We start from the raw sequence: 22,297 nt of genomic DNA on the forward strand, positions 1-22,297 counted from the left end.
GCTTGGCGCTATTTCGATCGGCCGCCAATACAGGCTGAGTACTGTTCGAAGATCGCGACACTTACGGCCAGATGGCCTGTAGCGTCTGAGCAAGCCGTGCCCCACCGTATGTCAACGGACGTTTCTTTATTGGCGCCATCGAATCGTCGTACCGGCCAGTGAGTGGCACCGTCCAAAGGCCGTTTTGCCTGCGGCCGAAGGTCAAGTTCTTGACGGCTATACGAGCCTGCGCGAGTGTCTCACTCGCCCAAAGCGTCGGCCAATCGTAGATCGCCCCTTTGGTTACAGGTACCTTCCGTGCAAGCGCGATCCAAGCTGCATCGATGTGGCTTGACTGGAGAACTTCGGGGATGTCGTCCCAGGTGGCGTGAAAGTTTTCGCTTTTGCGATTCCTTTGCGATTTCGCCAAGCCCGCGAACGGCGCTCACGTATGCGCAAGGATATTGACCAGTCTTTCGAACGGGTCGCGCACGAAAAACCGGCGGACTCCCCATGGCTCGTCGACAGGACCATACTCAATCGCAAAGCCGGCAGCCTTCATGCGTTCGAACGCCGCATCCACATCATCCACTTCGATCGATAGGTCCGGCACGGGCGTGCCGGAGCCTCCTTCCGTGGCGAAGCTCACCTGAACGGTCATCTGTGTCTGGGAGCCATAGGTCTTGATCCAGCCGTGGTCCATCAAGAGCTCGAGGCCAAGGACATCTTGATAGAACGCCCGAGCCCGATCGAGATCAAGCGCTTTGAAATTCGCGATTACCCGTTTGACTTCCAACTTTGGCTCCTTCGCATATGGATCGACGACTCATGGTCGTATCGCGGGCTCAGTAGGTTTTCCCTTCGAGGATCTTAGCTCGTCGATGCGCGATGCGCTAACGGACGGCGTAGCCGGCTGATTGTCTGCCGACAGGCGTCCCGCGGATTCGCTATTGCCGCCCGACGCAAAGTAATGCTCCAAGTGTTTCGCGACTTGCGTTCGAACGAACTGCCTGGCGTGTTGTGGATCTTGAATGTCGCGAGTACGAAGCGCGTTTCGATTTTCAGGGTGCGGGTCCAGATAGACGGAGCCGTCTAGCAACTCTCTTTGCATGGCATCGATGGCCGTCGGCTGAACCGGAACAGTGACATGGGGCGTGTCGGTGCGCCATTGACGAGTGGCGTTCTTGGCGAGATAGGTTTGGGTCAACTTCGCCGCATTGGCATCGCGCTTGGTTAAGAACGAACCGAGACCGAACGCTTCGATCATTGAGCCCGGAATGGTCGAATGGCTATACACAGTCGAGTCGACGGCGGGTGCGAACCACGGCGAAATGAGGATGCACGGTACACGCAGGCCAAGGCGTTGAAAGTCAAACGGCACGAGGAATGGTTGATCGGTACGCCCAGCAATACCGTCCGGCGAGACGGTTTTCGGCGGCTTCACGTGGTCGTAGTACCCGCCATGCTCGTCGAAGAGGAGGATAAAAAGCGTTTTCTTCCATACGTCTTCGTGGGCCTGCAAGGCGGTGTAGACGTCTGCCGCCAGCTTTTCCGCCGGCCGCACGTCCGCGGGCGCGTGCATGCTGTTGACCGGTTGCTCGGGCGAACCCATGAAGGCCGGAACGATGAACGAGTAGGTGGCGAGATTGTCGCTTGCCACGTCGCTCAGAAAGTTGCCTTCGAACAATACGTTATCGCCAACTTTCTTTTCGACGTTGGGATACAGCTCGAGGACATCGTTGCTGTCGTGATAGTAGATCCGCCACGCCTTTTTCGCAGCATTGAGCCGGTCGTAGAGCGTGTCGCAAGTGAACGCCGGCTTCCAGCTCGCGTTATCCGTATAACCTTGCGACGTTGCTGCGTGCACGAATGCTCGGTTGGGCATCGTCGGCCCAGGCACGTCTGCGAACCAGCGGTCGCATAGAACGAAGTTGCGGGCCAATGTCGACAGCACCGGCAGTTGGACGGGGTCGAAGCAGTTCATCACTTGCTGAAGCTCGCTCTCAGTCGGCTCGCGCTTGAGATCGAACTTCAAGGACGTTCTAAACGAGGAAACAAAGCCGTCGAGCATCGGTTCGCCGGCGGTACCGCTCGCTGGCTCGTGCGTCGTGCCGAACAGTTGCTCGTTGGTTTGTTTGAGCGAATGCGACGGGCCTTGGCCGACGGCCGTGAAGTCGCCGCCTCGTCGCGAGTGAAACGCGGTCGACGTCGGGTCGCCCGGTGTCAGGTAGTTGGTCGCACCGCCATCGGGCAGTCCTTCTCCTTTGCCGAGGTAGCCGAACAAGTGGTCGAAGGACCGATTCTCAAGCATGAGTACAACGACGTGATCGAACAGCAGCTCCATGGTGTGCTCCTTTTCGAGGTGGACCGACCTGGCTACTTCGGGTCAATGCGGAAATCGGGCCGCCGCAAGGCATCCCAACGCGCCGATTTCTCGATGCTACGAACCGTAAGGTTGCGATTTGATGTCGGTGAACGCACTGAGTTGTCTAACTAACCAACATAAGCGATTGCCGAGGCGATCTCCAGTCTAGTCAAAAGGCATGACAAGAAAATCCCGCGCATCATATGGGGCACCGCATTCTCGGAGGGTACTCACCATGATTACGCTTGATGTCGAATCCGTTCACGCTTTCGTTTTGGTGGCCGATTTCGGCAGCTTTACCAAGGCGGCGCATGCGCTCGGCACATCGCAAGCAGCGGTCAGTATCAAGATCAAGCGGCTTGAGGAACGCTTAGGGCATCGGCTGCTTGAGCGTACGCCGCGGCAGGTTCGGTTGTCCCCGCAGGGGCTATCGTTTCTGCGGCCTGCTCGAAATTTCGTTGCAGCCCATGAATTGGCCTTGGCCGGGCTCAACGAAGAAGCCAAGCGCGTGACGATCGGCATTAGCGATCAAGTAGCGGGCCCGAATTTGCCTACTTTGCTTGCGCGATTGGGCGCGCATGACCCTAGTCTCATCGTCGAAATAAGGATCGACGCCTCGCGCGCGCTCGTCGATGCATTCGGAAAGAGGACGATCGACGCAGCGATCGTGCGGAGGGAGGATGATCGCTGGGATGGCGAATTGCTCGCGCGCGAACGGTTCGGGTGGTTCGCCTCGCCGCATTGGACCCACCGGGAAGGTGAGCCTTTGCGGCTTGCTTCGCTCGCGGCGACCTGCGGAGTGCGAGCGCTCTCGACTCAAGCGCTCGACGAAGCGGGCATCGCTTGGCGAGAAGTGTTCATCGGAGGCGGTATCGCGGCAGTTACTGCGGCGGTGTCGGCGGGTTTGGCTGTGGCTGCGCTTGCGTATAGCGTCGCCCCGCTCGGCGCAATCGACATTGGCTCGCGATTGGGGCTGCCTCGTCTGCCGGAATCGGACATCTTGCTGTATTCATCCGTCGTCGATTCGGCGTCGGCCACCGCCGTGCGCGCTTTGGCGGCCTCATTTGGAAGCATCGAAAACGGCCGGGATCTCGAGCAGTATGCAGAGCACCGCGTCGTCGCCGTTTGAATCAACCCCTTGTTGTTCGAGGCGGCAGCAGCACGGCGTTTCGCCCTACAGATCTGTTGTTTCTGAAATATGGATCGAGATCTGTTTGTTTTGCGCGGGGTCAGTTAACGTACTCGCGGATGACCGTTCGTCGGCAACCGGCGGATGCTCACACGCAGCCAGTCTCTGGTAACACTATCTAAGCCCCCGCCATGAAATTCGAGCTGTTCAATCGACGCGTAGCGTCGACAGCCGAAACATCTGTCGCTTCGTCTATCGCGGCCGAGCCGCCGACCAAAAGTCGGCAGAGGCTTTCACAGAAGTTGGCGCTCGTTGTTTTGCTGACCGGAGCGTTTCTGTCTCCACTCGACTATTTCATCGTCAATCTAGCGCTTCCGGCAATCCGAACAGGCTTGCATGCAACGTCAGCGCAATTGCAGTTGATTGTTTCCGTTTATGCATCGGCATTCGCGATTTTGCTCGTGACAGGTGGCCGCTTGGGCGATTTGTACGGACGTAAGAGGATGTTCATGGCGGGGCTCGCCGGTTTTGTCGTCTCGTCGGCGCTATGTGCGGGTTCAACGAGCGGTGGCTTTCTTGTCGTCGCACGCATCTTGCAAGGCGCGGCCGCCGCGATCATGGTCCCGCAAATTCTTGCGACGATCCGGACGGTCTTTCCACCAGAGCAGCAAACGAAGGTCATGGGTTTATACGGCTTCGTCTTCGGGATCGCGTCGGTAGTGGGCCAACTCGGCGGCGGCGCACTCATTACATTCAAGCCGTTCGGCCTCGATTGGCCATCGATCTTTCTCATCAACGTGCCCGTTGGCACCCTCGCCTTGGTGGGCGCTTGGTGCTTCGTGCCCGAAAACAAGCCAATGCAGGGCAGGCGTATCGATTTGATTGGGCTAGTTCTCCTTTCGTTGCTCTTGACGCTCATCATCTACCCGTTGACGCAGGGGCGCGAGGCCGGTTGGCCACGATGGACGTTCGTGTGCCTAGGGCTGAGCGCGCCGACTTTATTACTCTTTGTGCTGGCCGAGCGACGACTCAAAAGGAGTGGCGGTGATCCGCTCATGGATATAGTGCTGTTTCGCAATCCGGTGTTTTCGATCGGTCTTGTACTTGCGTTCTGTTTCTACTGCGATAGCGTTTTCTTTCTGACATACGGCATCTATTTGCAGGGTGGGTTGCACTGGAGCGCCCTCATCTCCGGCGTGGCCATCCTTCCGTTCGGTGTTGGTGCGGTACTCGGGCCACTGCTCTCGCCCGCGCTAGTTCATCGGATAGGCAGTCATGTCTTGACTGCGGGGTTCATGTTGCTCGCAGTCGGCTTCGGCCTCTCGGGCCTCGCATTGATGGATGCTCTTTCTCCCGGGGTGACGTTTTATTTCGGGCTAATGCTTGCCGGAATGGGGCACGGCACAGTGTTGCCGTCGGTGGTACGTATTGTCGTCGGCGAAATCGAGCCCGCTCAGGCGGGGCTTGCTTCCGGCGTCGTGACGTCGATGCTCCAGATCGGATCGGCATTTGGCGCGACGGCGATCAGCGGTGCCTTTTTCTCGGTGCTGGCTGCGAATCGCACGCCGGTCGCGTATGTCCGAGCGTACCAATTGGGTATGGGCATCGTCTCGCTGCTGTTCGCCACCTGCGTAGGGCTCTCCGTATTGCTTGTCGCACGACAGACTAGAGCGGCGCCCACTTGAGCGCCGCTCTAGTCTGTATCGAATGCTGTTATCGGGCCCAACGATCGAATCGCTATACCGGATGAGTGGACTCCTGTCTAAGTTGCTCAGCCAACGCCAACGTGACACGGGCATTGGCGACGAGCGGCGGCGCGATGACACGCCCATCCGGCAGCACATACACCGACGATCCGGTCCGCTCGCCGGCCGCCGAAGCGACGGCGTCGAGCACGCCCCGCGCTGCCCGTACTTCGTCATCGGAAGGTGTAAACACGTCGTTGACGACAGGCAACTGAGAAGGATGAAAAACGAACCGGCCGACGAACCCCATCGCTTTGGCCCGCAGCGTCGATTCCCGCAAACCGTCGAGATCGTTCAACGTGTGATACACGGTCTGAATCGGCGCAGCAAGCCCGGCCGCGCGAGAAACGACGACGCAACGCACGCGGCAATACTCGAGCGTGAGGTTATCGACGCCCACTTGCAAATCGGCGCGCAGATCGCTTTCGCCCACGCCGATGCGATCGAGCCGTGGCGACGACGTCGCAAGCTGGTATGCCGTCTCCACGGCATAAGCCGATTCGATCAAGATCTGAATGCGCGCGGTGCATTGAAACGAATCGAGCCAAGACGCGACCGTGCGGATCTCATCGGGGCCGTCGCATTTGGGCAAACGTAGTGCGATGAGCGACGGTTGCGCGATCGCTTCGACGTCGTCCCGACACCAAGGACTCGAAACCGGATTCACGCGAACATAAGTCGGTTTCGGCGGACCGGACGCGAGTACGGCGGCCGCCTGCACGCGCGCTTCGACCTTCCGATCGGCCGGAACGGCATCTTCGAGGTCGAGCACGATCGCATCGGCCTCGCTCGCATAGGCTTTGTCGACGACGCTCGTCTTATGCGCGGGTACGTATAGGTAGCTTCGATAAGTGCGGCTGTCGTTCGCCGTCATAGCACACCCCGATCGCGCAGTTGGGCCAATTCATGCGACTTGAAGCCGAGCGAACCGTAGATTGCCGCGTTGTGCTCGCCGCGCGTCGGCCCGCCCCATCGAATCGCGCCCGGCGTGCGAGAGAGCCGGAACGGGACGTTATGTGTACGAAACGAGCCAAGCTCGTCGTCGTCGACTTTGACGATCGTGCCGAGCGCGGCATATTGCGGATCGCGCATGACGTCTGCAATGTCGTACACCGGCGCGATCGCGGCTTCGGCTTGCTCGAAGGCTCGAATCACCTCATCCCTCGAGCGCTTGCCGATCCACCCTCCGACGGCGGCGTCGAGTTCATCGACATGCTTGGCGCGCGACGGCCCCGTGGCGAACCACGGTTTAGCGATCAAGTCTTCGCGACCGACGAGCCGCATGACGCGTTCGGCAATACTGTGCGCCGAGGTCGAGAGCGCCACCCACTGGCCGTCGGCCGTGCGGTACACGCCGCGCGGCGCATTGTTCGGCGAGCGATTGCCCATTCGCCTCGGGACCTCGCCTGTCTGGTCGTACGTGAGTACTTGCGCACCCATGGCGGCCAGCATCGTCTCGATGATGGCCAGATCGACGACTTGCCCTTGCCCCGTGCGCTCGCGTGCCCACAATGCCGTCATGATCGCGAACGCGGCGGTGAGCCCGGCGATCGTATCGGCGAGAGGGAAGGAGGGAAGCAGCGGCGGGCCGTCCGCTTCGCCGGTGATCCCTGCAAGGCCGCTCATCGCCTCGGCCAGCGTACCGAAACCGGGGCGGCGAGCGTAGGGGCCGAATTGCCCGAAGGCGGTCACGCGTAACAAGATGAGCCCCGGATTGACGGCCGATAGCGTGTCGTATCCAAGGCCCCATCGTTCAAGGGTGCCGGGGCGGAAGTTTTCGACGACGACGTCGGCTTGCTCGACCATTTCCAAAAAGATGCGCTGCCCCTCGGGCGCGCCGAGGTTCAACGTCACCGCTTGCTTATTGCGGGCGAGCACTTTCCACCAGAGCGGAACGTTCTCGTGACGTGCACCGTATTTACGCGCCGGGTCTCCCGAGGGGTGCTCGACCTTGATCACTTCGGCGCCATAGTCCGCGAGTAGTGTCGCGGAAAGCGGCGCGGCGAAAAGCGTCGCCACGTCGAGCACCCGCACGCCCGCAAGCGCAGGCCGTTGGTCGACGGACTCGGTCGCATCGGCCTTGGCGTCGTTCAATTCGAAATCATGCAGCATCATGCCGTTCTCCTTCAGATCGTCGGTCTAAATCGGTTAGTTGTGCTAATCGATTATCGGATTCGATCGCATTGAATGAGCGAACACGCTTAACTACCGTTCACGCGGTAAATGGGGAAGTACGTTTGAACTCTGCCGTGCAAGTACGCATCGGCGAGCTTGGGAACATCGTCGAAGTCGAACACCTCGGTCGGCTCGGGGCCGATCCAATCGGTTGCCTCTTGGAAGTCGCGAATCGTTTCGCTATCGCCGTGGCGCCATGCATGCGTATGCACGTGCAAACGGCGATTGATGCATTCGGTCGCGCGCAAATTCCAGAGCCGCATGCCCGTTTTCCATCCGACGGTCGCGACGATCCCGGTCCGGCCGACCGCACGCATCGTCGCGCGGTAAAGCGCACCGCCCAAGTTGTCGAGAAAGATCGAGACGCCCTTGCCATCGCTCAACTCGGCGATCGTCTCGAGCAACACATGCTCCGAGGCTTTGTATGCCGTACGGTACTCAGGATCGTCGCGATAGCGCGCCTCGTCGAATGCTAGGTTCGGGAATCTGCGCCTATCGACGGGCGTGATGCCCAGTTCGGCGATTTCACGGAGCCGGGTGTCGTTACTCGCCGTCATCGCCACCCGGAAGCCTTCGCGTTTGGCGAGCGCGAGCTCGGCAAGCGTCGTGCCGCCGCCCCAGCCGAACACGAGATGGTTTTCCGGATCGGCATGCGGAAGCTGCGCCCGCCAACAGGCCGAGGCGACCTTCCAATTGTCCCAAGCGGTGAAGTACCGTCCGTAAGTGGTCCATCGCAACAAGGAATGACGGCTGTGAGCGGGCAGGGGGACTAGATTGTCGGCGCTCACTTTCGTGCGTCGCGCCATGACGCCGATCGTTCCGGGTGCGTCATAGGCGAACACGAGCTCGGCGAAGCCGTTTTCGTCGCGCTTACCGAACGGCATCAGCATGCAAACGTCGCCGTCGCCGAGCGACTTGACCGCGCGCCCTCGCTCGATCACGCGCACAAGCGCGCCGTTGCCGAGCACGATCTTTTCCTCACGCCGCTGGCGGCAGATGTCGACAGGATTGCGCGAAAGCGCATGGTCGAGGTTGGCTTCCCAGGAACCGTAAAGCGGCTCGACCAATACTTCGTCGTCCGCCATGTCGGGAAAGGAGAACGTTTCGCGGTGCAGTTCGCCCGGTATCGGCTGGCCGGCTTTGTCTTCGGGACCGGCGTAAAGAACCCATGCATCGGTGCTGATCATCGTGGCCTCGCTTCGGTTGGCGTTGAGATGCGGAACCCACGTTGACGATAGGATGCTCAGGCGTATGTTTGAAATGGATTGTTGCGATGCACATATTCGGGTCTTGAATGAGCGCGCCGCGTGAGGCGAGATGAAACCGACGTTTCAAACGACATGCCCCGGCGACCCATGACGGTCACCGGGGCATGAGGGGGACTGCCGGTGAGAAAGCGAGTGCGGCCGTCGCGGCCGCAATCGGTCAGCCGATCACTCGGCGGCCATGCTCGCGGTGCTGGACGCTGCGAGCGCGTCGCTCGATGCGCGGCGATGTTGATCGGAAAGCTTGCGCATCAGCGGCAAGAGCGCCAGCGACATGGCGACGCCTGCCACGGCGAGCCAGCCGAGCTTGCCGAACAAATCCGTATAGAGCGTAAGCGATTGCGTTGCGGGCAAGTTATTCGACGGCATCTGCGCGTAGTTCGCGACGACGCTGCCCAAGTATTGGGAAATGCCGGTGGCAAGGAAGTAGGCGCCCATCATGAAGCCGCTCATTCGAGCCGGGATGTAGCGGGCGATCATCGCGAGACCGAGACCGCTCACGAGCAATTCTCCGAGCGAGTTCAACCCGTAGCCCCACACCATGAACCAGGAAGACACGCGACCGTCCACGGCGTAGCGGCCGCTAAACGCATAGATGAGGAAGCCGATCGCCACGGCCACATAGCCGAGCGCGAATTTCGAGGCGATGCTCAGGTCGCCGCGTCCCTTCGCGAGCCGCGTATACGTCGAGGCGAGGATAGGGCTCAGCGCCATGATCCAAATCGGATTCAGTGCTTGGAATTGCGCTGCGCTCCACGAGAACAGATGGATGCCGAACAACGAGAAGGTCGGGTCGACGTTGCGCAACGCGAACAGCGTCAGCGAGGTCATCTGCTGCTGGTAGAAGATGAAAAACAGAATCGACTGCGCGGAAAGCACGAGCGCGGCGACTAGACCTGCGCGCTCCGAACGATCGCATTTCGCGATCATGTACCCGAACAGCGCGAGGATGATGATCCCGGCGATATCGACGCAGGTCACGGCGAGGGTCTTATTGCCGAGCACGAATGTCGCCGCGGTGCCGAGTCCGACCGCTCCGATTGCAACCAAGCCCAGGCGGGACCATACGACCGGCTTGGCATCGGGGCCGGAGCCCACGTGCGACAGCGAGCGGTAGCGCAAGAAGAAATTGAGCACGCCGAGGATCATGCCGGCGCAGCAGACGGCAAATGCCGCGCGCCAACCCCAACGGTCTTTGATCCAGGGCGTGGCGAGGATCGAGATCGTCGAGCCGATGTTGACGGCCATGTAGTAGATCGTGAAGGCGCTGTCGATACGTGCGTCGTCGCCCTCGTAGATGCGGCGAACGAGGTTGGCGGAATTCGCTTTGAATAGACCGTTGCCGACGACGATGACGCCGAGCGACGTATAGAGGAAGGACAACCGCTCGTCGGGTAGCGCGAGCATCCCGTAGCCGAAGGCGAGCACGATGGCGCCGAACAGCATCGTGCGGCGCGTCCCGAGAATCTTATCGCCGACCCATCCGCCGATCGACGGCGCCGCATAAACGAGTGCAGTGAACGCGCCCCAAGTGAGGTTCGCGCGTGCATCGCCGAAACCAAGCCGCTCGACCATATAAAGCACGAGTAGCGCACCCATGCCGTAATAGCCGAAGCGCTCCCACATTTCGACTAAAAAGACCGTCGTAAACGATCTCGTTTGCGAAGCCGACGAATTCATTAAAAGTTCTCCCTGATAGGTCGAATGACTTTCGCACGTTTTGCGTGCGGAGTTCGAACGCCGGCGACCGATCGCGCGATAGCGCATCGATCGCCGCGCTCGCTTAAGCGAGCGTGTGCCGGCACGCCGCTGCCAGCAGCGCCGCGCGCGATTCTCCTAGCGTTGGTCGCGTGCGTCACTTCGGGTATGCACCAGTGCGGGGGGCGCCCAACACAATTGATAGCTGCGCGCCAAACCGAGCCCGTGCTCTGATGCGCGTTGCAATTGGCCGATTGCTCCTTCCCGTCGCATTTCAAACCGTCATTCGCCATTATGAAAGCCACGCATATATTTGCGAGGGCCTCGTCGCGTACCTACGCGACGGGCGCTATCGTACCCCTAGTTGCGCGCTCATGGTCACGGCCCAATGCTTTTGACAGGATAGTCGCGGTCGGCTCCCATGCAATTACATTGACTTTCGGCTTGCAGGCATTGGCCGGCATCACAGCCGGCATCACAGTCGCATTCGCCGACGAGCCCGTACGGGCGCCGTCGCCGCCCTTACCGCAGATCGCTCAAGAGGCCACCACGCCGAATGCCCTCGTGGGAACGGAGTCGGCCTTGACCCAAAAGCCCCCTACGCCGCGCTCGAGCCAGGCGAGCAGCGCGGGGTTCGTCGCCGATAGTCGCTTTGGCCTCGAATGGCGCAATTACACCGACTACTATCACTTGAGCGGCATCAGCCGGCATGCGTGGGTCGAAAGCCTTCAGGCCAAATTCGAATCGGGCTTCACACGCGGGCCGATCGGTTTCGGCATCGATGCGGCGCTGTTCGGCGCGCTGAAGCTCGACGGTGGCCGCGGCGCTCACAACATGGTCTACAACGGACGCCATAGCGACGGCGAGCGTCGGCTCGCATGGGCCTATCCCGGTCTCTATAGCTTGAAGGCACGCATTTCGGACTCCGTATTGAAGTATGGCCTGCAACAAGTGTCGAATCCGTTCCTCGACCCTCACGACAATCGGGCGCTGCCCCCGACGTTTCTCGGTGCGTCGCTGCTCTCGCGCGAAGTGAACGGGCTTGCGCTGCAAGCTGGCAGTTTTACCAAGGCGGACCCGCGCGGCCAGACCAATCTTGTCGATCTGCGCACGACATATGGGCGCGTGTCGTTCAAGCGCGTGAGCTACGCGGGTGCGACTTGGGATTATTCGCCCGACGGCTCGGTGTCGCTATACGCCGACCAAGCGGACGACTTATGGCGCCAGTATTACGCTTCGTTGCAACATGGGTTCGGCAACGTGCGCTCGTTGAGGCTGACCGGCTTCGCCAATCTCTATTCGACGCACGATACCGGGGCGTCGCGGCAAGGACCGATTCATAACAATGCCTACAGCGCGTCGCTATCGGCGCAGCGCGGCCCTCATGGGTTGCTGGTGGCCTACCAAAAGATCTTGGGCGATCAGTTCTTCGATTACATCGATGAAACCGCGGGGGTATATCTCGTCAATTCGATGGATGTCGATTACAACGCCCCGCACGAACAGTCGCTTCAGTTGCGCTATACGTTCGACGGCAAGCAAGCCGGCCTGCCGGGGCTTACCGCCATCGTATGGGCTCAGCAAGGATGGGGCGCCGATACGTCGGTGGGCGCGCAGCGATACGCGCAAGATGGGGCGTCTTATGACGCGCTTTACCAGCGAAACGGCCAACCGCTGCATGGCCGGCATCATGAGTTCGGCTTCATCCCGACCTACGTCGTGCAAAGCGGGCCGCTGCGCAATGCGAAGTTCACGTTGATTGCTCAGTGGCACGTCGGATCGGCCTTTTACTCGGACGGTACGAATCAGGTCTATCGGCTCTTAGTCACGCTGCCGACGCGTATCTTCTGACGGGGGATGTGCCGAACGACTCGCGGTGGCGGCGATGCCGCCGCGAGTCGCCTGGATTGCCTAAAGGGAAAACGAGGGGTGAGACGGATCGCGCGAGAACCGGCGATCGAGTGCCGGTAAATTTACCGTACGTGTTGTTCGCCCGGTAATTCCGCCCCATGGGCTCGAATTGCCGCAATCAGTTCGGCCGGCGTGATCTCGTAACGCACTTCCCGGTGGATGCCGGGCTTACGCTCGTCGACTTCGATCAGATGAATACTTTTACCGTCGTCTGTTGCTTCGAGTCGCAGTGTGCGGACGACATGTCCGCCCGTATCGTGGATTTCGGTGAGCAGGGTCATTGCCCCGGAAGAGCCGGTGGTGCGCATCGAACGTTTCCTCGAGTCGTGGGTGAACCGATTGTACGGGCTTACATGAGCCCATGTCTGTCGCCGTGCGCGCATAGCGCCGTTTGCGACAGGCATGACGACCGGCCCCGCGCCCATTTCATGGCGATGAGTGTATCGCGAAGTTCGCTGGCGTCAGTGGCTTTTAAAAGTGCACGAACACAACGCGCCACAGAGCGTGCACTTGGGGTTGACGCTTTCGAATTTTCTCGGCGCCGGCGCGGGCCGGCACCGGCCGCTAGGCGACGTGCACGCGTTCGTTTTCGACGAGGGCTTGTGCGATTTCCCAGGCGTCGCGCGCCGCATCGACACGGCCGCTCAATTGCCGCGCGAGCGTGGCGCCGTCGAGTAGCAGCGCGCAGCGACGCGCGAGCCGAACGGCGGTTTCATGATCGAAACGTTCGTCGAGAATGCGTTCGAGCGAATGGACAAAAGCGCGACGCTGTGCTTCGGATGCGGCGAGAATTTCATTTTCTTCGGCATGAAATTCCGCCGCCGCGTGGATCAGCATGTTGCCGGTGAACGACTCGGCACGGAACCAGGTGTCGTGCCATTGGAAGATCGCGTGGAGCTTGTCCAACGCATCCGTGTGCGCGGCGACCGCCGCGGCGATGCCCGCCGCGAACCCCGCGCCTTGTTCGTTCAGCACTTCGACGACAAGGCGGCTTTTGGAGGGGAAGTGCTTATACATCGTCATCTTCGCGACGCGCGATTCGGCGATGATTCGGTCGATGCCGACAGCGTGAAAACCGAACTGCGAAAATAGCCGAGTCGCGGTTTCGATCAGCGCTTTCTTTTTTTCGCTCATTTAGAGGCCCGCTTCTATAGTGAAAGTTATGTGTTTTCGCGTCGAAGCCCGTCGGCCGCGAAGCTTCTTCCTCGAAAAACGGATTTCAGAAGAAACTTATCGCGGTTTATGACGTGAATCGGCTTGCCGCGCAGTCTCTCAATGCGCGACATGATCTCGAAGCTTCGTCATTCAAATCGAAGCGCGCGATGAAATCAAGTCCTTTGCGCGACTAATCGGATTGCACGAGCGTTTTATTTTGGGCTCGCATGAGGTGCTTGCACGTTTTCGGCGCCGTTCAAAAAGTCAAGCTGACAATTTGCTTTCGTCGTTAAAGGCCGTTTCGGCGGCCAAACGCGCCGTGCTTCGCGCCCTGCTCAAGGCCCGGTGATACGATCGATGTGCCGGCAACTATCCCTTCCACGACATATGGTGACGCTGTATGAAGCGCTCGGCGTGCGCGAAGACGCCTCCGAGGACGAGATCAAACGCGCGTATCGAAAGGCGGCGATGCGGGCGCACCCGGATCGCAATCAAGGTCGCGAAGCCGCCGCGCACGATGCATTCCAAGAAATCAAGCAGGCTTACGCGATTTTGTCCGACCCCGAACAGCGGCGCGTCTACGACACCGTGTTTGCGCAGGAAATGAGTAAATTGCGCGAGCATGAGGAACGGCAGGCGCGGCAAGCACGCGAACGGGCAGAGCGCGAGGCTCAGGCGCAGCGCGAACGGTATGAGAAATACGTGGCGCTGGCGATGCGCTATGCCGAGCGCGGCCACAATCGCGATGTCGTCTTCGGCGTGCTGCTCGGCCGAGGATGCGATGAGGCGTTAGCCGCGCGCATTGCCGACGGGGTCGCAGCCTTCGCGGCCGAGAAATCGCGCGGCGACCGGCAAAAAGCGGTGCCCGGGTCTTCTCGCGCGATGCCGGCCGATGCGTCCACCGAAGAGGAACCGATCGGACATGCCGGGTTGTTCACCACGCTTTGGCATGGCATGTTCGGTTTGCGCCCCTAAGGCCGGCGAGCGGGCGGCGAAGCCGATCGTGCGCCGCGCGGCTCGCCGTTCCCGCTCAGGAAGTGAAATCGGTCGATTTCGACAGCGATTCCCACGCGCTGAATTCCGCGCGCAATGCATCGAGCTTTTCGGTCACGCGGGTGACGGCGTCCGTGCCGAGCAGCAGATGCATCGGCGGGTTGTTCGATGCGATGACGTCGAGAATGGCACGAGCCGCTTTCGCGGGGTCGCCCGGTTGTTTGCCGCTGACCGATTGCCGACGCGCGCGCACCGGATCGAACACGGCGTCGTAGTCGGCGATGGAGCGCGCGCCGCGCACGAGCGAGCGTCCCGCCCAATCGGTGCGAAATGCACCGGGTGCGACGGCGGTCACTTTAATGCCCAGGTCGGCCACTTCGCGAGCGAGGCTCTCCGAGATACCTTCGAGCGCGAACTTCGTGCCGTGATAGGCGCTGAGGCCAGGCAGCGTCATGTAGCCGCCCATCGACGTGATATTGATAATATGGCCGCGTTTGCGACGGCGCATGTAAGGCAGCACCGCTTGCATCATTGCGACGGCGCCGAAGACGTTGACGTCGAATTGCTTGCGCCAGTCGGCCAGCGTCGATTCCTCCAAGATGCTTTCATAGCCGTAGCCGGCGTTGTTGACGAGGACGTCGATCGGCCCGACTTTGCCTTCGATATCGGCGATCGTATCGCCGATCGCATCGGTGTGGGTGACGTCGAGCAGTTTGCCCACCGCGCGACCGGGGCCCAGCAGTTCGAATTCGCCGAGCGCGGCTTGATCGCGCAGCGTACCGACGACGCGGTGGCCGTCGGCGATGGCCGCTTGCGCGAGCGCACGGCCAAGGCCGCTGCTGACGCCCGTGATGAGAAAAACTTTGCTTTGCATGGTGGACATCGATCCCTCCGGTCGCAATGAAGTCACTGCCTATGCTACGGCATAGCGCAGCGTGTCGGCGGACCGTAGAGGGCGCAATGAACGTGCCTCGCCGGTGCGGCGCGTGAGCCCACGCATCGGCGAGAGAGCCTCTGCGCCGCCACGCTCATCCTTGCCGGCTTTGGCGCCGGATCCCCCAGCGATTGGCGATTGCGGGAATCATCGGCCCCATCTTCAAGATGAAATCGAAGGCCATCAACAGGGCGGCAATGGCGAACGGTATATCGCCCACGAAGCGAAGCCACTGCCAGAGGCCGGTCGTATCGTAAAAGGCTAGGCTACGTGCATAGGCAAGACCGTGGTCGTAGACCGCGTTCAGTTGAGGCCAGCCGACTGGGAAAAAGTTTAAGACGATCCACAGCACGAGGCCCGCGTTGTAAAGCCAAAACGCCCATAGGCCGAGCTTATCGCTGAACGTCGTGCGATCCGCGGCGGCGTAGCGCAGGCAGAAATAGATGAGTCCGATGGCAAGCAGCCCGAATGCGCCGAACAAGGACGTATGGGCATGATTCAAGGTAAGGAAGGTGCCGTGTTCGTAGTAGTTGACGAGCGGCGCGTTCAGCGTACCGCCGCCGAACACGCCGGCGCCGACGAAATTCCAGAATGCCGAGCCGAGGACGTACGTATAGGCGAGACCGTAACGAAACTGATGCTGCTTCTTGATCAGGCTATGGTGCTCCATCGCGTCGAGGATCAGCAGCACGAGCGGCAGTACCTCGATGAAGGAAAACATACTGCCGACCGGCACCCACAGGCCGGAGGCACCGACCCAATAAATGTGATGCCCGGTGCCTAGCACGCCGCCTAGGAAAATAAGAATGAGTTCGAGATAAACGGAGCGCTCGGCCAATTGACGCGACACGAGGCCGAGCCCCATGAGCAGGTAGGCGCTGATCGCCGCCGCAAAGAATTCGAACGATTGCTCGACCCAAAGATGCACGACCCACCAGCGCCAAAAGTCGGTGATCGTGAACGACGGATTCACACCGAACAACGGAACCATGCCGAATACGTACAGCAGTGCGATATTCGTCGTCGATGCCCAGATAAGGTGTTCGAGACGGATATGGCCGGTCCAGAATTGCTGGGCGGCTTCCTTGAGGGCGGTGATGTTCGGCCAGAGGCCGCGAAGCACCAGGACGCTCCAAAACGCGAGTCCCGCGAAAAAGCCGATCTGCCAGAATCGGCCCAGCTCGAGGTAAGAGAGCCCCTGATTGCCGAACCAGAACCAACCCTTGCCGATGAAACCCATGATGCCGAGGTAATCGCCGATGAGCGCCCCGGCAACGATGACGACGGTCGCCCAAAACAGTAAGTCCACAAGGGGCCCTTGCCCCGCGGGCTCGCGCCCGCTGATGGCCGGCGCGAGAAATAAGCCGGCACCGATCCAGGAAAGACCGATCCAGACGATTGGGGCTTGGATATGGATGCTGCGCCAGAAATTGAACGGCAAGACGTCGTCGAAATGCAGACCGTAGAAGCTGGCGCGATCGGAGTAATAGTGGCCTAGGATGGCACCGGCGGCGATTTGCAGCAGCAGGACGGCGGCGACAACGAGGAAGTACTTGCCCACCTTCCGCTGGCTTGGCGCCATGCCGCGGAACTGAATGAGCGTCGGGTCCATCGTGCCTTGGTCGTCGACGCGGATGTAGCGGTGATAGACGAAGAGAACGGCGCCAAAGCAAAAGAACGTGAAACAGTAGCTCGCCCAGGTCCAGCCGAAGGTGCTTGTCGTCGGCACGTTGCCGACGAACGGCTCGTACGGCCAGTTCTGAGTCCACGAGACATTGCTGCCCGGTCGCCGTGCGACCGTGGTCAGTGCCGAATACAAAATGAAATCGGCGGTTTTTGCGGCGTTGCGATCATCCAAGCTATAGGCCTGGGTCCACCCCTTGATGAAATCGTGATGCGTTAGCTGCTGCGCAATCTCCGCTTGCAGCGTGCTCAAGGCAGCGGCGACGGCTGCCGATAACGGCACTTGCGCGCGTGAGAGATCGATGTCCTGAAGCTGCCGTTGCATCGCGGCTTGCACAGCCCGGCGATCGTCGTCGCCGAGTGCGGCGAATGTTTTGCCGAAGCGCTCGCGCGCGAGGTTATCGGCAGTGACTTGGCCGAGACGCAGCAGGTATTCGGCGGTATAGTCTTCGCCGAAATACGATCCCATGCCGTAGATGCTCCCGTAATCCATCAGGTCGGCGCGCTGAAAAGACGCCTTGCCGTCCTCGATATCTTGCGCAGTCATGACTAGGGTGCCGTCAGGGGCCGTGAATCGATCCGGTTGCGGGGGCGATGTCCGGTAGGTGATGAGCGTCGCCCAGGCGAGAAGCGCAAAAGTAATAATCGCGATGCCGAGAAGTACCCATTTCAAAACGGCACTTACCCGGTCTTCCTCCATGCGTTGCAGGATCGTCGCGTTCGTATCCATCAAGGTTCTCCTTTTCGAACACTTCGTGGTGACACTCTTCGACCCGAGTCATAAAAGCGAATGCATACTGGGCAAACGTGATATTTCGTTTGCGCTGCCGCCGCGCTAACCCAGCGTAGTACATATCCTCCGAAATGGACGCCCTAATCATTTGCGAAAAAGCAGCCGCTAAGCTCAGCGCAAAGACGATGCGCAATGACTTCGGTGGGCACGCGCGAACCGCGCTTAGCAAAACAAGTTCGATGTAGAAACGAAGTGCGAGGCATGCCACACGATTGCCGGTGGCAATGAGATCGCGCAGGATGCGCGGGTGTTGGTAGGCGGCGCAGTCAGATTGGTCCGCGCCGCTTTGAGTGCAGGAGAGGGAGGGGCGTATCGGGAGGCGCTTATCCCGGCGCGTGTTGCGTCATCGCCGTAGTGCCTTCTCGGTTCGACGGCGCGCTATCGGGTTTGACGCACTTATCGCCGGGATGGACGTCGAGTCCCCAATCGCCTTGGTCGTACCAATCGTCGCCAAGCAATTCGGCGGGATGCTGCGTGCGGCTCTGTCCGTTGCCGCAGCGCATGTCGTCGGCTGCGCAGTAGTGGTCACATCCCCAGCAAAGCCGCTCCGGATGGACCGGGTGCAGCGGAAATACCTTGGCCATGCGTGTTCTCCCATCCGTCGGCAGCAACCTATGAAGACGATTATCCTGCTTCGGTATGGGGCGCTTCTGTGTCAGAACGACGCATAAGGACCATTTGCCGCATGCATCCTAGCCGCTTGATGGTTCGGGAGAGAGGAGGGCCGCATGCCGCGGCCCACGGCGTTTTTAAATCAAACGATGCCGGTGGTGTAATAGACGCCGATCACGAAGAAGACCGCCAGCGTTTTGATGAGCGTGACGGCGAAGATGTCGCGATACGATTCCTTGTGCGTGAGCCCCGTCACGGCCAGCAACGTGATAACGGCACCGTTGTGAGGCAGCGTATCCATGCCGCCGCTGGCCATGGCCACGACACGATGCAGCACCTCGAGCGGGATGTGCGCGGCCGTTGCGTTTTTAACGAACCAATCGGACATCGCTGCGAGCGCGATACTCATGCCGCCCGACGCCGAGCCCGTGATGCCGGCCAGCGAACTGACCGATACGGCGGCATTGACGAGCGGATTGGGAATCGATTTGAGCGCGCCGCCCACGACGAGAAAGCCCGGCAGTGCCGCGATGACGCCGCCGAAGCCGTATTCCGATGCCGTATTCATCGATGCGAGCAAGGCGCCGGCGACGGCGCTTTTCGTGCCGGTCGCGAAGCGAGCGCGGACGCGATTGAACGCCGTGACGGCGACGAGCAAGATGCCGGCGATCAGCGCACCCTCGACCGACCAAACGGCGACGACCGTCTTGATCGTCGCCGATAGCGGCGTATGCACGCCCGGCAAAACGTCGGGCGGCACGATATAGGTGTCGGCGCCGTACCATTGCGGAATCAACTTGGTCAGTGCGAAGTTCGCGACGCCCACGAGCACGAGCGGTGCGATCGCGACGAGCGGATGCGGCAACGTGCTCGTACCGACGTGCTCGGGCTCATTCACGAGCGAAGTGCCGTAGCCTTCGCCTTTCGCGAGCGCCGAACGCCGGCGCCACTCGAGATACGTGAGCCCGACCACGATGATGAATACCGAACCGATGGTGCCGAGCGCCGGTGCCGCCCATCCCGTGGTCTTGAAGAACGCACTCGGAATGATGTTTTGAATCTGGGGCGTGCCGGGCAGCGAATCCATCGTGAACGAGAAGGCGCCGAGCGCAATGGCGCCGGGCATCAAGCGCTTCGGAATGTTGCTCTGACGATAGAGTTCGGCGGCGAACGGATAGACCGCGAACACGACAACGAACAGCGATACGCCGCCGTAGGTCAGCAACGCGCAGACGGCCACGATCACGGCATTGGCGCGGCTCCGGCCGATATAGCGAATGGCCGCGGCGACGATCGCCTCGGAGAACCCGGCGAGTTCGATGACCTTGCCGAAGACGGCGCCCAGCAAAAAGACCGGGAAATAGAGTTTGACGAAGCCGACCATCTTCTCCATGAAGATGCCGGTGAAAACCGGCGCGACGGCGGCGGGATCGGTCAGTAAGACGGCGGCCAAGGCGGCGATCGGCGCGAATAGAATCACGCTGTAGCCGCGGTAGGCGGCGAACATCAAGAACGCCAATGCGGCAAGAACGATGACGAACGACATCGGGTCTCCAAATTGTGATCGTGAGTGCGAGGGTGCGCACGGGAAAATGCAGGGAGCGCATATTGCAGTTTCCGTGCCATGGCACGCCGCCGCTTGCTGAGCGAGACGATTGGCCGCGCCGGAGTAGGAAACCGGTTTTATGACTTGGGTGCCGATCTCCGAATGGAGACGGTCGAGCCATTGGAAATGCCGAGCTAGTGCGCGGTATTGGCGATTCGTTAGGGATTTGGGTGATGTCTCCAATCTGAGATATGCTGTCGCCGATTGGAGAATCGATCGGTCGAGCCGCCGATCGCGCACAACCCGGAGACACAATCTCAAATGAGCGACCTTATCGGCGTACCGGCCGATTACAGCGCGATCGTCCGCCGCGCCATGAATTCGTTGTTTAAAGCGTTTGAGAATTTCAGCGAAGGCACGTTGATCGTCGATTCCGATGCGCGGATCGTTTGGATCAGCGAGCGCTATGCGGCGCGCTTTGGTTTTACCGATACGCGTCAAGCGATTGGGCTCGACTGCGAGGCGGTCATTCCAAATAGCTTGATGCGCGAAGTCGTGCAAACGGGCAAACCGATTTTGCTCGACGTACTTGAAAACGGGCGCGAGCCGCTTGTCGTGACGCGGCTACCGCTCGAAGACGAGACGGGAAAAACGGTGGGTGCGGTCGGCTTTGCGCTATTCGACGAAATGAAATCGCTCACGCCGCTTTTCTCGCATTACTCGCGCGTGCAGGCCGAATTGATTGCGGCGCGGCAATCGCTGGCGCAGGCGCGGCGGGCCAAATATACGTTGGCGAGCTTCGTCGGCACGAGTGCGGCCAGTCTCGAGGTGAAGCGGCAGGCACGGCGCGCGGCGAGCGTCGATTCGCCCGTGCTTGTGCTTGGCGAAACGGGTACGGGAAAGGAGTTGCTCGCGCACGCGATCCACGGAACGTCGTCGCGCGCGAGCGGGCCGCTCGTCACCGTGAATGTCGCGGCGATTCCCGACACGCTGCTGGAAGCGGAATTCTTCGGCGCGGACCCGGGCGCTTATACGGGTGCCCAGCGGCGCGGCCGAGCGGGCAAGTTCGAGCTCGCGCATGGCGGCACGCTCTTTCTCGACGAGATCGGCGATATGCCGTTGCAACTGCAAGGCAAGCTGCTGCGCGTGCTCCAAGATCAGGAGTTCGAGCCGTTAGGCTCGAATCGGATCGTACGCACCGATGTCCGTATCGTTGCGGCGACCTCGGCGGATCTGCCGGCGCTCGTCGCGGCGGGACGCTTCCGCGCGGATTTGTTTTATCGGCTCAACGTCCTCACGATTCATGCACCGCCGCTACGCTCGCGGCGCTCCGATATCGAAGCGCTGGCCTACGCGATCTTGGAGGAGCTTTGCGCGCCGGGCCGGGGCGGGCATGGCCGGCACTTCGAATTGCAAGACGATGCCTTGCGTTTGCTGGCCTCGCACGAATGGCCCGGCAATGTGCGCGAGTTGCGAAACGCATTGGAACGCGCGGTCATGCTCTCCGATACCGAGCGCATAGATGCGCGCACGCTCGCCGCTTTCATCGGCACAGTCGTGCAGCCGATGCCGGGTGGCGTGCACGATGGGGACGCGCGTGCGTCGCATGCCGATGCCCACGCGGGGCGCTCGGATTCCTACGGGCAGGCGATGGCGGACTTCGAGCGTCGTTTTCTCGGCGATGCCCTGCGCGCGACGGGCGGCCACGTTGCCGAAGCGGCCGCGCGAATCGGGATGGGGCGAGCCACGCTTTATAAAAAGATAGCGGCCTTGGGAATCGATATTTGAACGTTCTCGGGCCTTTGCTGCTTGAACGATTGACGACGGCGACAGCCCCCGCTTTATGCCGTGGCATACTCGGCCATTCGAAAAAAGAACGTTAGGCCAAAGGAGTTCGTTCAATGAAGGGCATGTCTTTCTTTCATTCGCGCGCGGGTGCGATGGCTCGCTCGGTTGCGGCGGCGTCGGCATGCGCCGCGATCCTCGCGGCATGCGGTACGAGCGCGCCGCTCTTTACGAGCGACGGGCGGCCCACCACGGTCGTTCAATGTTCGGCGGCTGCCGCGTGGGACAACTGCACGGAGCATGCGCGCGCCATCTGCGGCGGCGATATCGACATCCTCGATCAATCGGATATCGACGGCTCGCATAAATTACTGTTTGCTTGCAAGCGTAAATGAGTCGGCATACCGTGGACCTACCGGGCGGCAAGCGCGCATCGCCGAGGTCCATGGTTTGCTGGCTAGGTAGGTCCCCGGCGAATGCACTTTTGCACGAACGGGCAGTCAGAGAAGCGTTTACCGTCAATCAACAA

Annotated in this window: 18 protein-coding genes; 6 read left to right on the top strand and 12 right to left on the bottom strand. The window is 60.7% G+C overall.

Annotated elements, in window-relative coordinates:
- Positions 1-424: 424 nt before the first annotated feature.
- Positions 425-775 carry a VOC family protein gene (locus AB1286_RS22195; RefSeq protein WP_430365406.1) on the bottom strand — a complete coding sequence of 117 codons (351 nt, stop codon included), beginning with the start codon at positions 773-775 and terminating at the stop codon, positions 425-427.
- A 30-nt stretch (positions 776-805) separates the two neighbouring features.
- Positions 806-2,323, bottom strand: a complete 1,518-nt coding sequence (locus tag AB1286_RS22200; RefSeq protein ID WP_430365407.1) for an alkaline phosphatase family protein — start codon at positions 2,321-2,323, stop codon at positions 806-808.
- 256 nt (positions 2,324-2,579) lie between these two features.
- Here AB1286_RS22200 and AB1286_RS22205 point away from each other — a divergent pair, with 256 nt between their 5' ends.
- Positions 2,580-3,473, top strand: a complete 894-nt coding sequence (locus AB1286_RS22205; RefSeq protein WP_430365408.1) for a LysR family transcriptional regulator — start codon at positions 2,580-2,582, stop codon at positions 3,471-3,473.
- 191 nt (positions 3,474-3,664) lie between these two features.
- A complete protein-coding gene (locus tag AB1286_RS22210) occupies positions 3,665-5,158 on the top strand; it encodes an MFS transporter (RefSeq protein WP_430365409.1) in 1,494 nt (497 codons plus the stop codon).
- A gap of 52 nt (positions 5,159-5,210) precedes the next feature.
- Here the strand turns inward: AB1286_RS22210 and AB1286_RS22215 are convergent, their stop codons facing one another.
- The 4 genes from AB1286_RS22215 to AB1286_RS22230 all read right to left on the bottom strand — a co-directional run bounded on the left by AB1286_RS22215 (position 5,211) and on the right by AB1286_RS22230 (position 10,338).
- Entirely contained in the window at positions 5,211-6,092 is an 882-nt protein-coding gene (locus tag AB1286_RS22215; protein WP_430365410.1) for an HpcH/HpaI aldolase/citrate lyase family protein, read from the bottom strand.
- A complete protein-coding gene (locus AB1286_RS22220; RefSeq protein WP_430365411.1) occupies positions 6,089-7,333 on the bottom strand; it encodes a CaiB/BaiF CoA transferase family protein in 1,245 nt (414 codons plus the stop codon). Before AB1286_RS22220 ends, AB1286_RS22215 begins: the two co-directional genes overlap by 4 nt.
- 86 nt (positions 7,334-7,419) lie before the next feature.
- On the bottom strand, positions 7,420-8,580 hold the full coding sequence (locus AB1286_RS22225) for a zinc-binding alcohol dehydrogenase family protein (RefSeq protein WP_430365412.1): 1,161 nt from the start codon (positions 8,578-8,580) through the stop codon (positions 7,420-7,422).
- A gap of 246 nt (positions 8,581-8,826) precedes the next feature.
- Positions 8,827-10,338 carry a peptide MFS transporter gene (locus AB1286_RS22230; protein ID WP_430365413.1) on the bottom strand — a complete coding sequence of 504 codons (1,512 nt, stop codon included), beginning with the start codon at positions 10,336-10,338 and terminating at the stop codon, positions 8,827-8,829.
- A gap of 444 nt (positions 10,339-10,782) precedes the next feature.
- Here AB1286_RS22230 and AB1286_RS22235 point away from each other — a divergent pair, with 444 nt between their 5' ends.
- Positions 10,783-12,207 (top strand): OprD family outer membrane porin, encoded by a 1,425-nt coding sequence (locus AB1286_RS22235; protein ID WP_430367281.1) that lies wholly within the window; start codon positions 10,783-10,785, stop codon positions 12,205-12,207.
- Positions 12,208-12,329: 122 nt separating this feature from the next.
- Here AB1286_RS22235 and AB1286_RS22240 read toward each other — a convergent pair whose 3' ends face one another.
- Both AB1286_RS22240 and AB1286_RS22245 read right to left on the bottom strand, forming a co-directional pair.
- Positions 12,330-12,575, bottom strand: coding sequence for a hypothetical protein (locus AB1286_RS22240; RefSeq protein WP_116141685.1), 246 nt, complete (start codon positions 12,573-12,575; stop codon positions 12,330-12,332).
- Between the two features lie 256 nt (positions 12,576-12,831).
- Positions 12,832-13,401, bottom strand: a complete 570-nt coding sequence (locus tag AB1286_RS22245) for a TetR/AcrR family transcriptional regulator (RefSeq protein ID WP_430365414.1) — start codon at positions 13,399-13,401, stop codon at positions 12,832-12,834.
- Between the two features lie 408 nt (positions 13,402-13,809).
- Here AB1286_RS22245 and AB1286_RS22250 point away from each other — a divergent pair, with 408 nt between their 5' ends.
- Positions 13,810-14,397, top strand: coding sequence for a J domain-containing protein (locus tag AB1286_RS22250; protein WP_430365415.1), 588 nt, complete (start codon positions 13,810-13,812; stop codon positions 14,395-14,397).
- Between the two features lie 55 nt (positions 14,398-14,452).
- On the opposite strand, the gene AB1286_RS22255 is transcribed toward AB1286_RS22250, so the two are convergent.
- From AB1286_RS22255 to AB1286_RS22270, 4 genes are all read right to left on the bottom strand, one after another.
- The gene (locus AB1286_RS22255) at positions 14,453-15,289 is read right to left on the bottom strand and encodes an oxidoreductase (RefSeq protein ID WP_430365416.1); all 837 of its coding nucleotides are present in this window, start codon (positions 15,287-15,289) and stop codon (positions 14,453-14,455) included.
- A gap of 154 nt (positions 15,290-15,443) precedes the next feature.
- Entirely contained in the window at positions 15,444-17,762 is a 2,319-nt protein-coding gene (locus tag AB1286_RS22260; RefSeq protein ID WP_430365417.1) for a nitric-oxide reductase large subunit, read from the bottom strand.
- Positions 17,763-18,148: 386 nt separating this feature from the next.
- On the bottom strand, positions 18,149-18,409 hold the full coding sequence (locus AB1286_RS22265) for a DUF3079 domain-containing protein (protein WP_430365418.1): 261 nt from the start codon (positions 18,407-18,409) through the stop codon (positions 18,149-18,151).
- A gap of 170 nt (positions 18,410-18,579) precedes the next feature.
- The gene (locus AB1286_RS22270) at positions 18,580-19,983 is read right to left on the bottom strand and encodes a GntP family permease (RefSeq protein ID WP_430365419.1); all 1,404 of its coding nucleotides are present in this window, start codon (positions 19,981-19,983) and stop codon (positions 18,580-18,582) included.
- 321 nt (positions 19,984-20,304) lie between these two features.
- Here AB1286_RS22270 and AB1286_RS22275 point away from each other — a divergent pair, with 321 nt between their 5' ends.
- Positions 20,305-21,771 (top strand): sigma-54 interaction domain-containing protein, encoded by a 1,467-nt coding sequence (locus tag AB1286_RS22275; RefSeq protein ID WP_430365420.1) that lies wholly within the window; start codon positions 20,305-20,307, stop codon positions 21,769-21,771.
- A 113-nt stretch (positions 21,772-21,884) separates the two neighbouring features.
- Positions 21,885-22,163: a hypothetical protein gene (locus AB1286_RS22280; RefSeq protein WP_430365421.1), complete on the top strand. Its 279-nt coding sequence runs from the start codon at positions 21,885-21,887 to the stop codon at positions 22,161-22,163.
- The last annotated feature ends 134 nt before the right edge of the window (positions 22,164-22,297 follow it).

It is taken from the genome of Trinickia sp. NRRL B-1857 (assembly GCF_050470685.1).
Taxonomy (GTDB): domain Bacteria; phylum Pseudomonadota; class Gammaproteobacteria; order Burkholderiales; family Burkholderiaceae; genus Trinickia.

Coding starts and splice junctions, on each gene's coding strand:
- AB1286_RS22200 (WP_430365407.1), bottom strand. CDS start 2,323: ATGGAGCTGCTGTTCGATCACGTCGTTGTACTCATGCTTGAGAATCGG.
- AB1286_RS22205 (WP_430365408.1), top strand. CDS start 2,580: ATGATTACGCTTGATGTCGAATCCGTTCACGCTTTCGTTTTGGTGGCC.
- AB1286_RS22210 (WP_430365409.1), top strand. CDS start 3,665: ATGAAATTCGAGCTGTTCAATCGACGCGTAGCGTCGACAGCCGAAACA.
- AB1286_RS22215 (WP_430365410.1), bottom strand. CDS start 6,092: ATGACGGCGAACGACAGCCGCACTTATCGAAGCTACCTATACGTACCC.
- AB1286_RS22220 (WP_430365411.1), bottom strand. CDS start 7,333: ATGATGCTGCATGATTTCGAATTGAACGACGCCAAGGCCGATGCGACC.
- AB1286_RS22225 (WP_430365412.1), bottom strand. CDS start 8,580: ATGATCAGCACCGATGCATGGGTTCTTTACGCCGGTCCCGAAGACAAA.
- AB1286_RS22230 (WP_430365413.1), bottom strand. CDS start 10,338: ATGAATTCGTCGGCTTCGCAAACGAGATCGTTTACGACGGTCTTTTTA.
- AB1286_RS22240 (WP_116141685.1), bottom strand. CDS start 12,575: ATGCGCACCACCGGCTCTTCCGGGGCAATGACCCTGCTCACCGAAATC.
- AB1286_RS22245 (WP_430365414.1), bottom strand. CDS start 13,401: ATGAGCGAAAAAAAGAAAGCGCTGATCGAAACCGCGACTCGGCTATTT.
- AB1286_RS22250 (WP_430365415.1), top strand. CDS start 13,810: ATGGTGACGCTGTATGAAGCGCTCGGCGTGCGCGAAGACGCCTCCGAG.
- AB1286_RS22255 (WP_430365416.1), bottom strand. CDS start 15,289: ATGCAAAGCAAAGTTTTTCTCATCACGGGCGTCAGCAGCGGCCTTGGC.
- AB1286_RS22260 (WP_430365417.1), bottom strand. CDS start 17,762: ATGGATACGAACGCGACGATCCTGCAACGCATGGAGGAAGACCGGGTA.
- AB1286_RS22265 (WP_430365418.1), bottom strand. CDS start 18,409: ATGGCCAAGGTATTTCCGCTGCACCCGGTCCATCCGGAGCGGCTTTGC.
- AB1286_RS22270 (WP_430365419.1), bottom strand. CDS start 19,983: ATGTCGTTCGTCATCGTTCTTGCCGCATTGGCGTTCTTGATGTTCGCC.
- AB1286_RS22275 (WP_430365420.1), top strand. CDS start 20,305: ATGAGCGACCTTATCGGCGTACCGGCCGATTACAGCGCGATCGTCCGC.
- AB1286_RS22280 (WP_430365421.1), top strand. CDS start 21,885: ATGAAGGGCATGTCTTTCTTTCATTCGCGCGCGGGTGCGATGGCTCGC.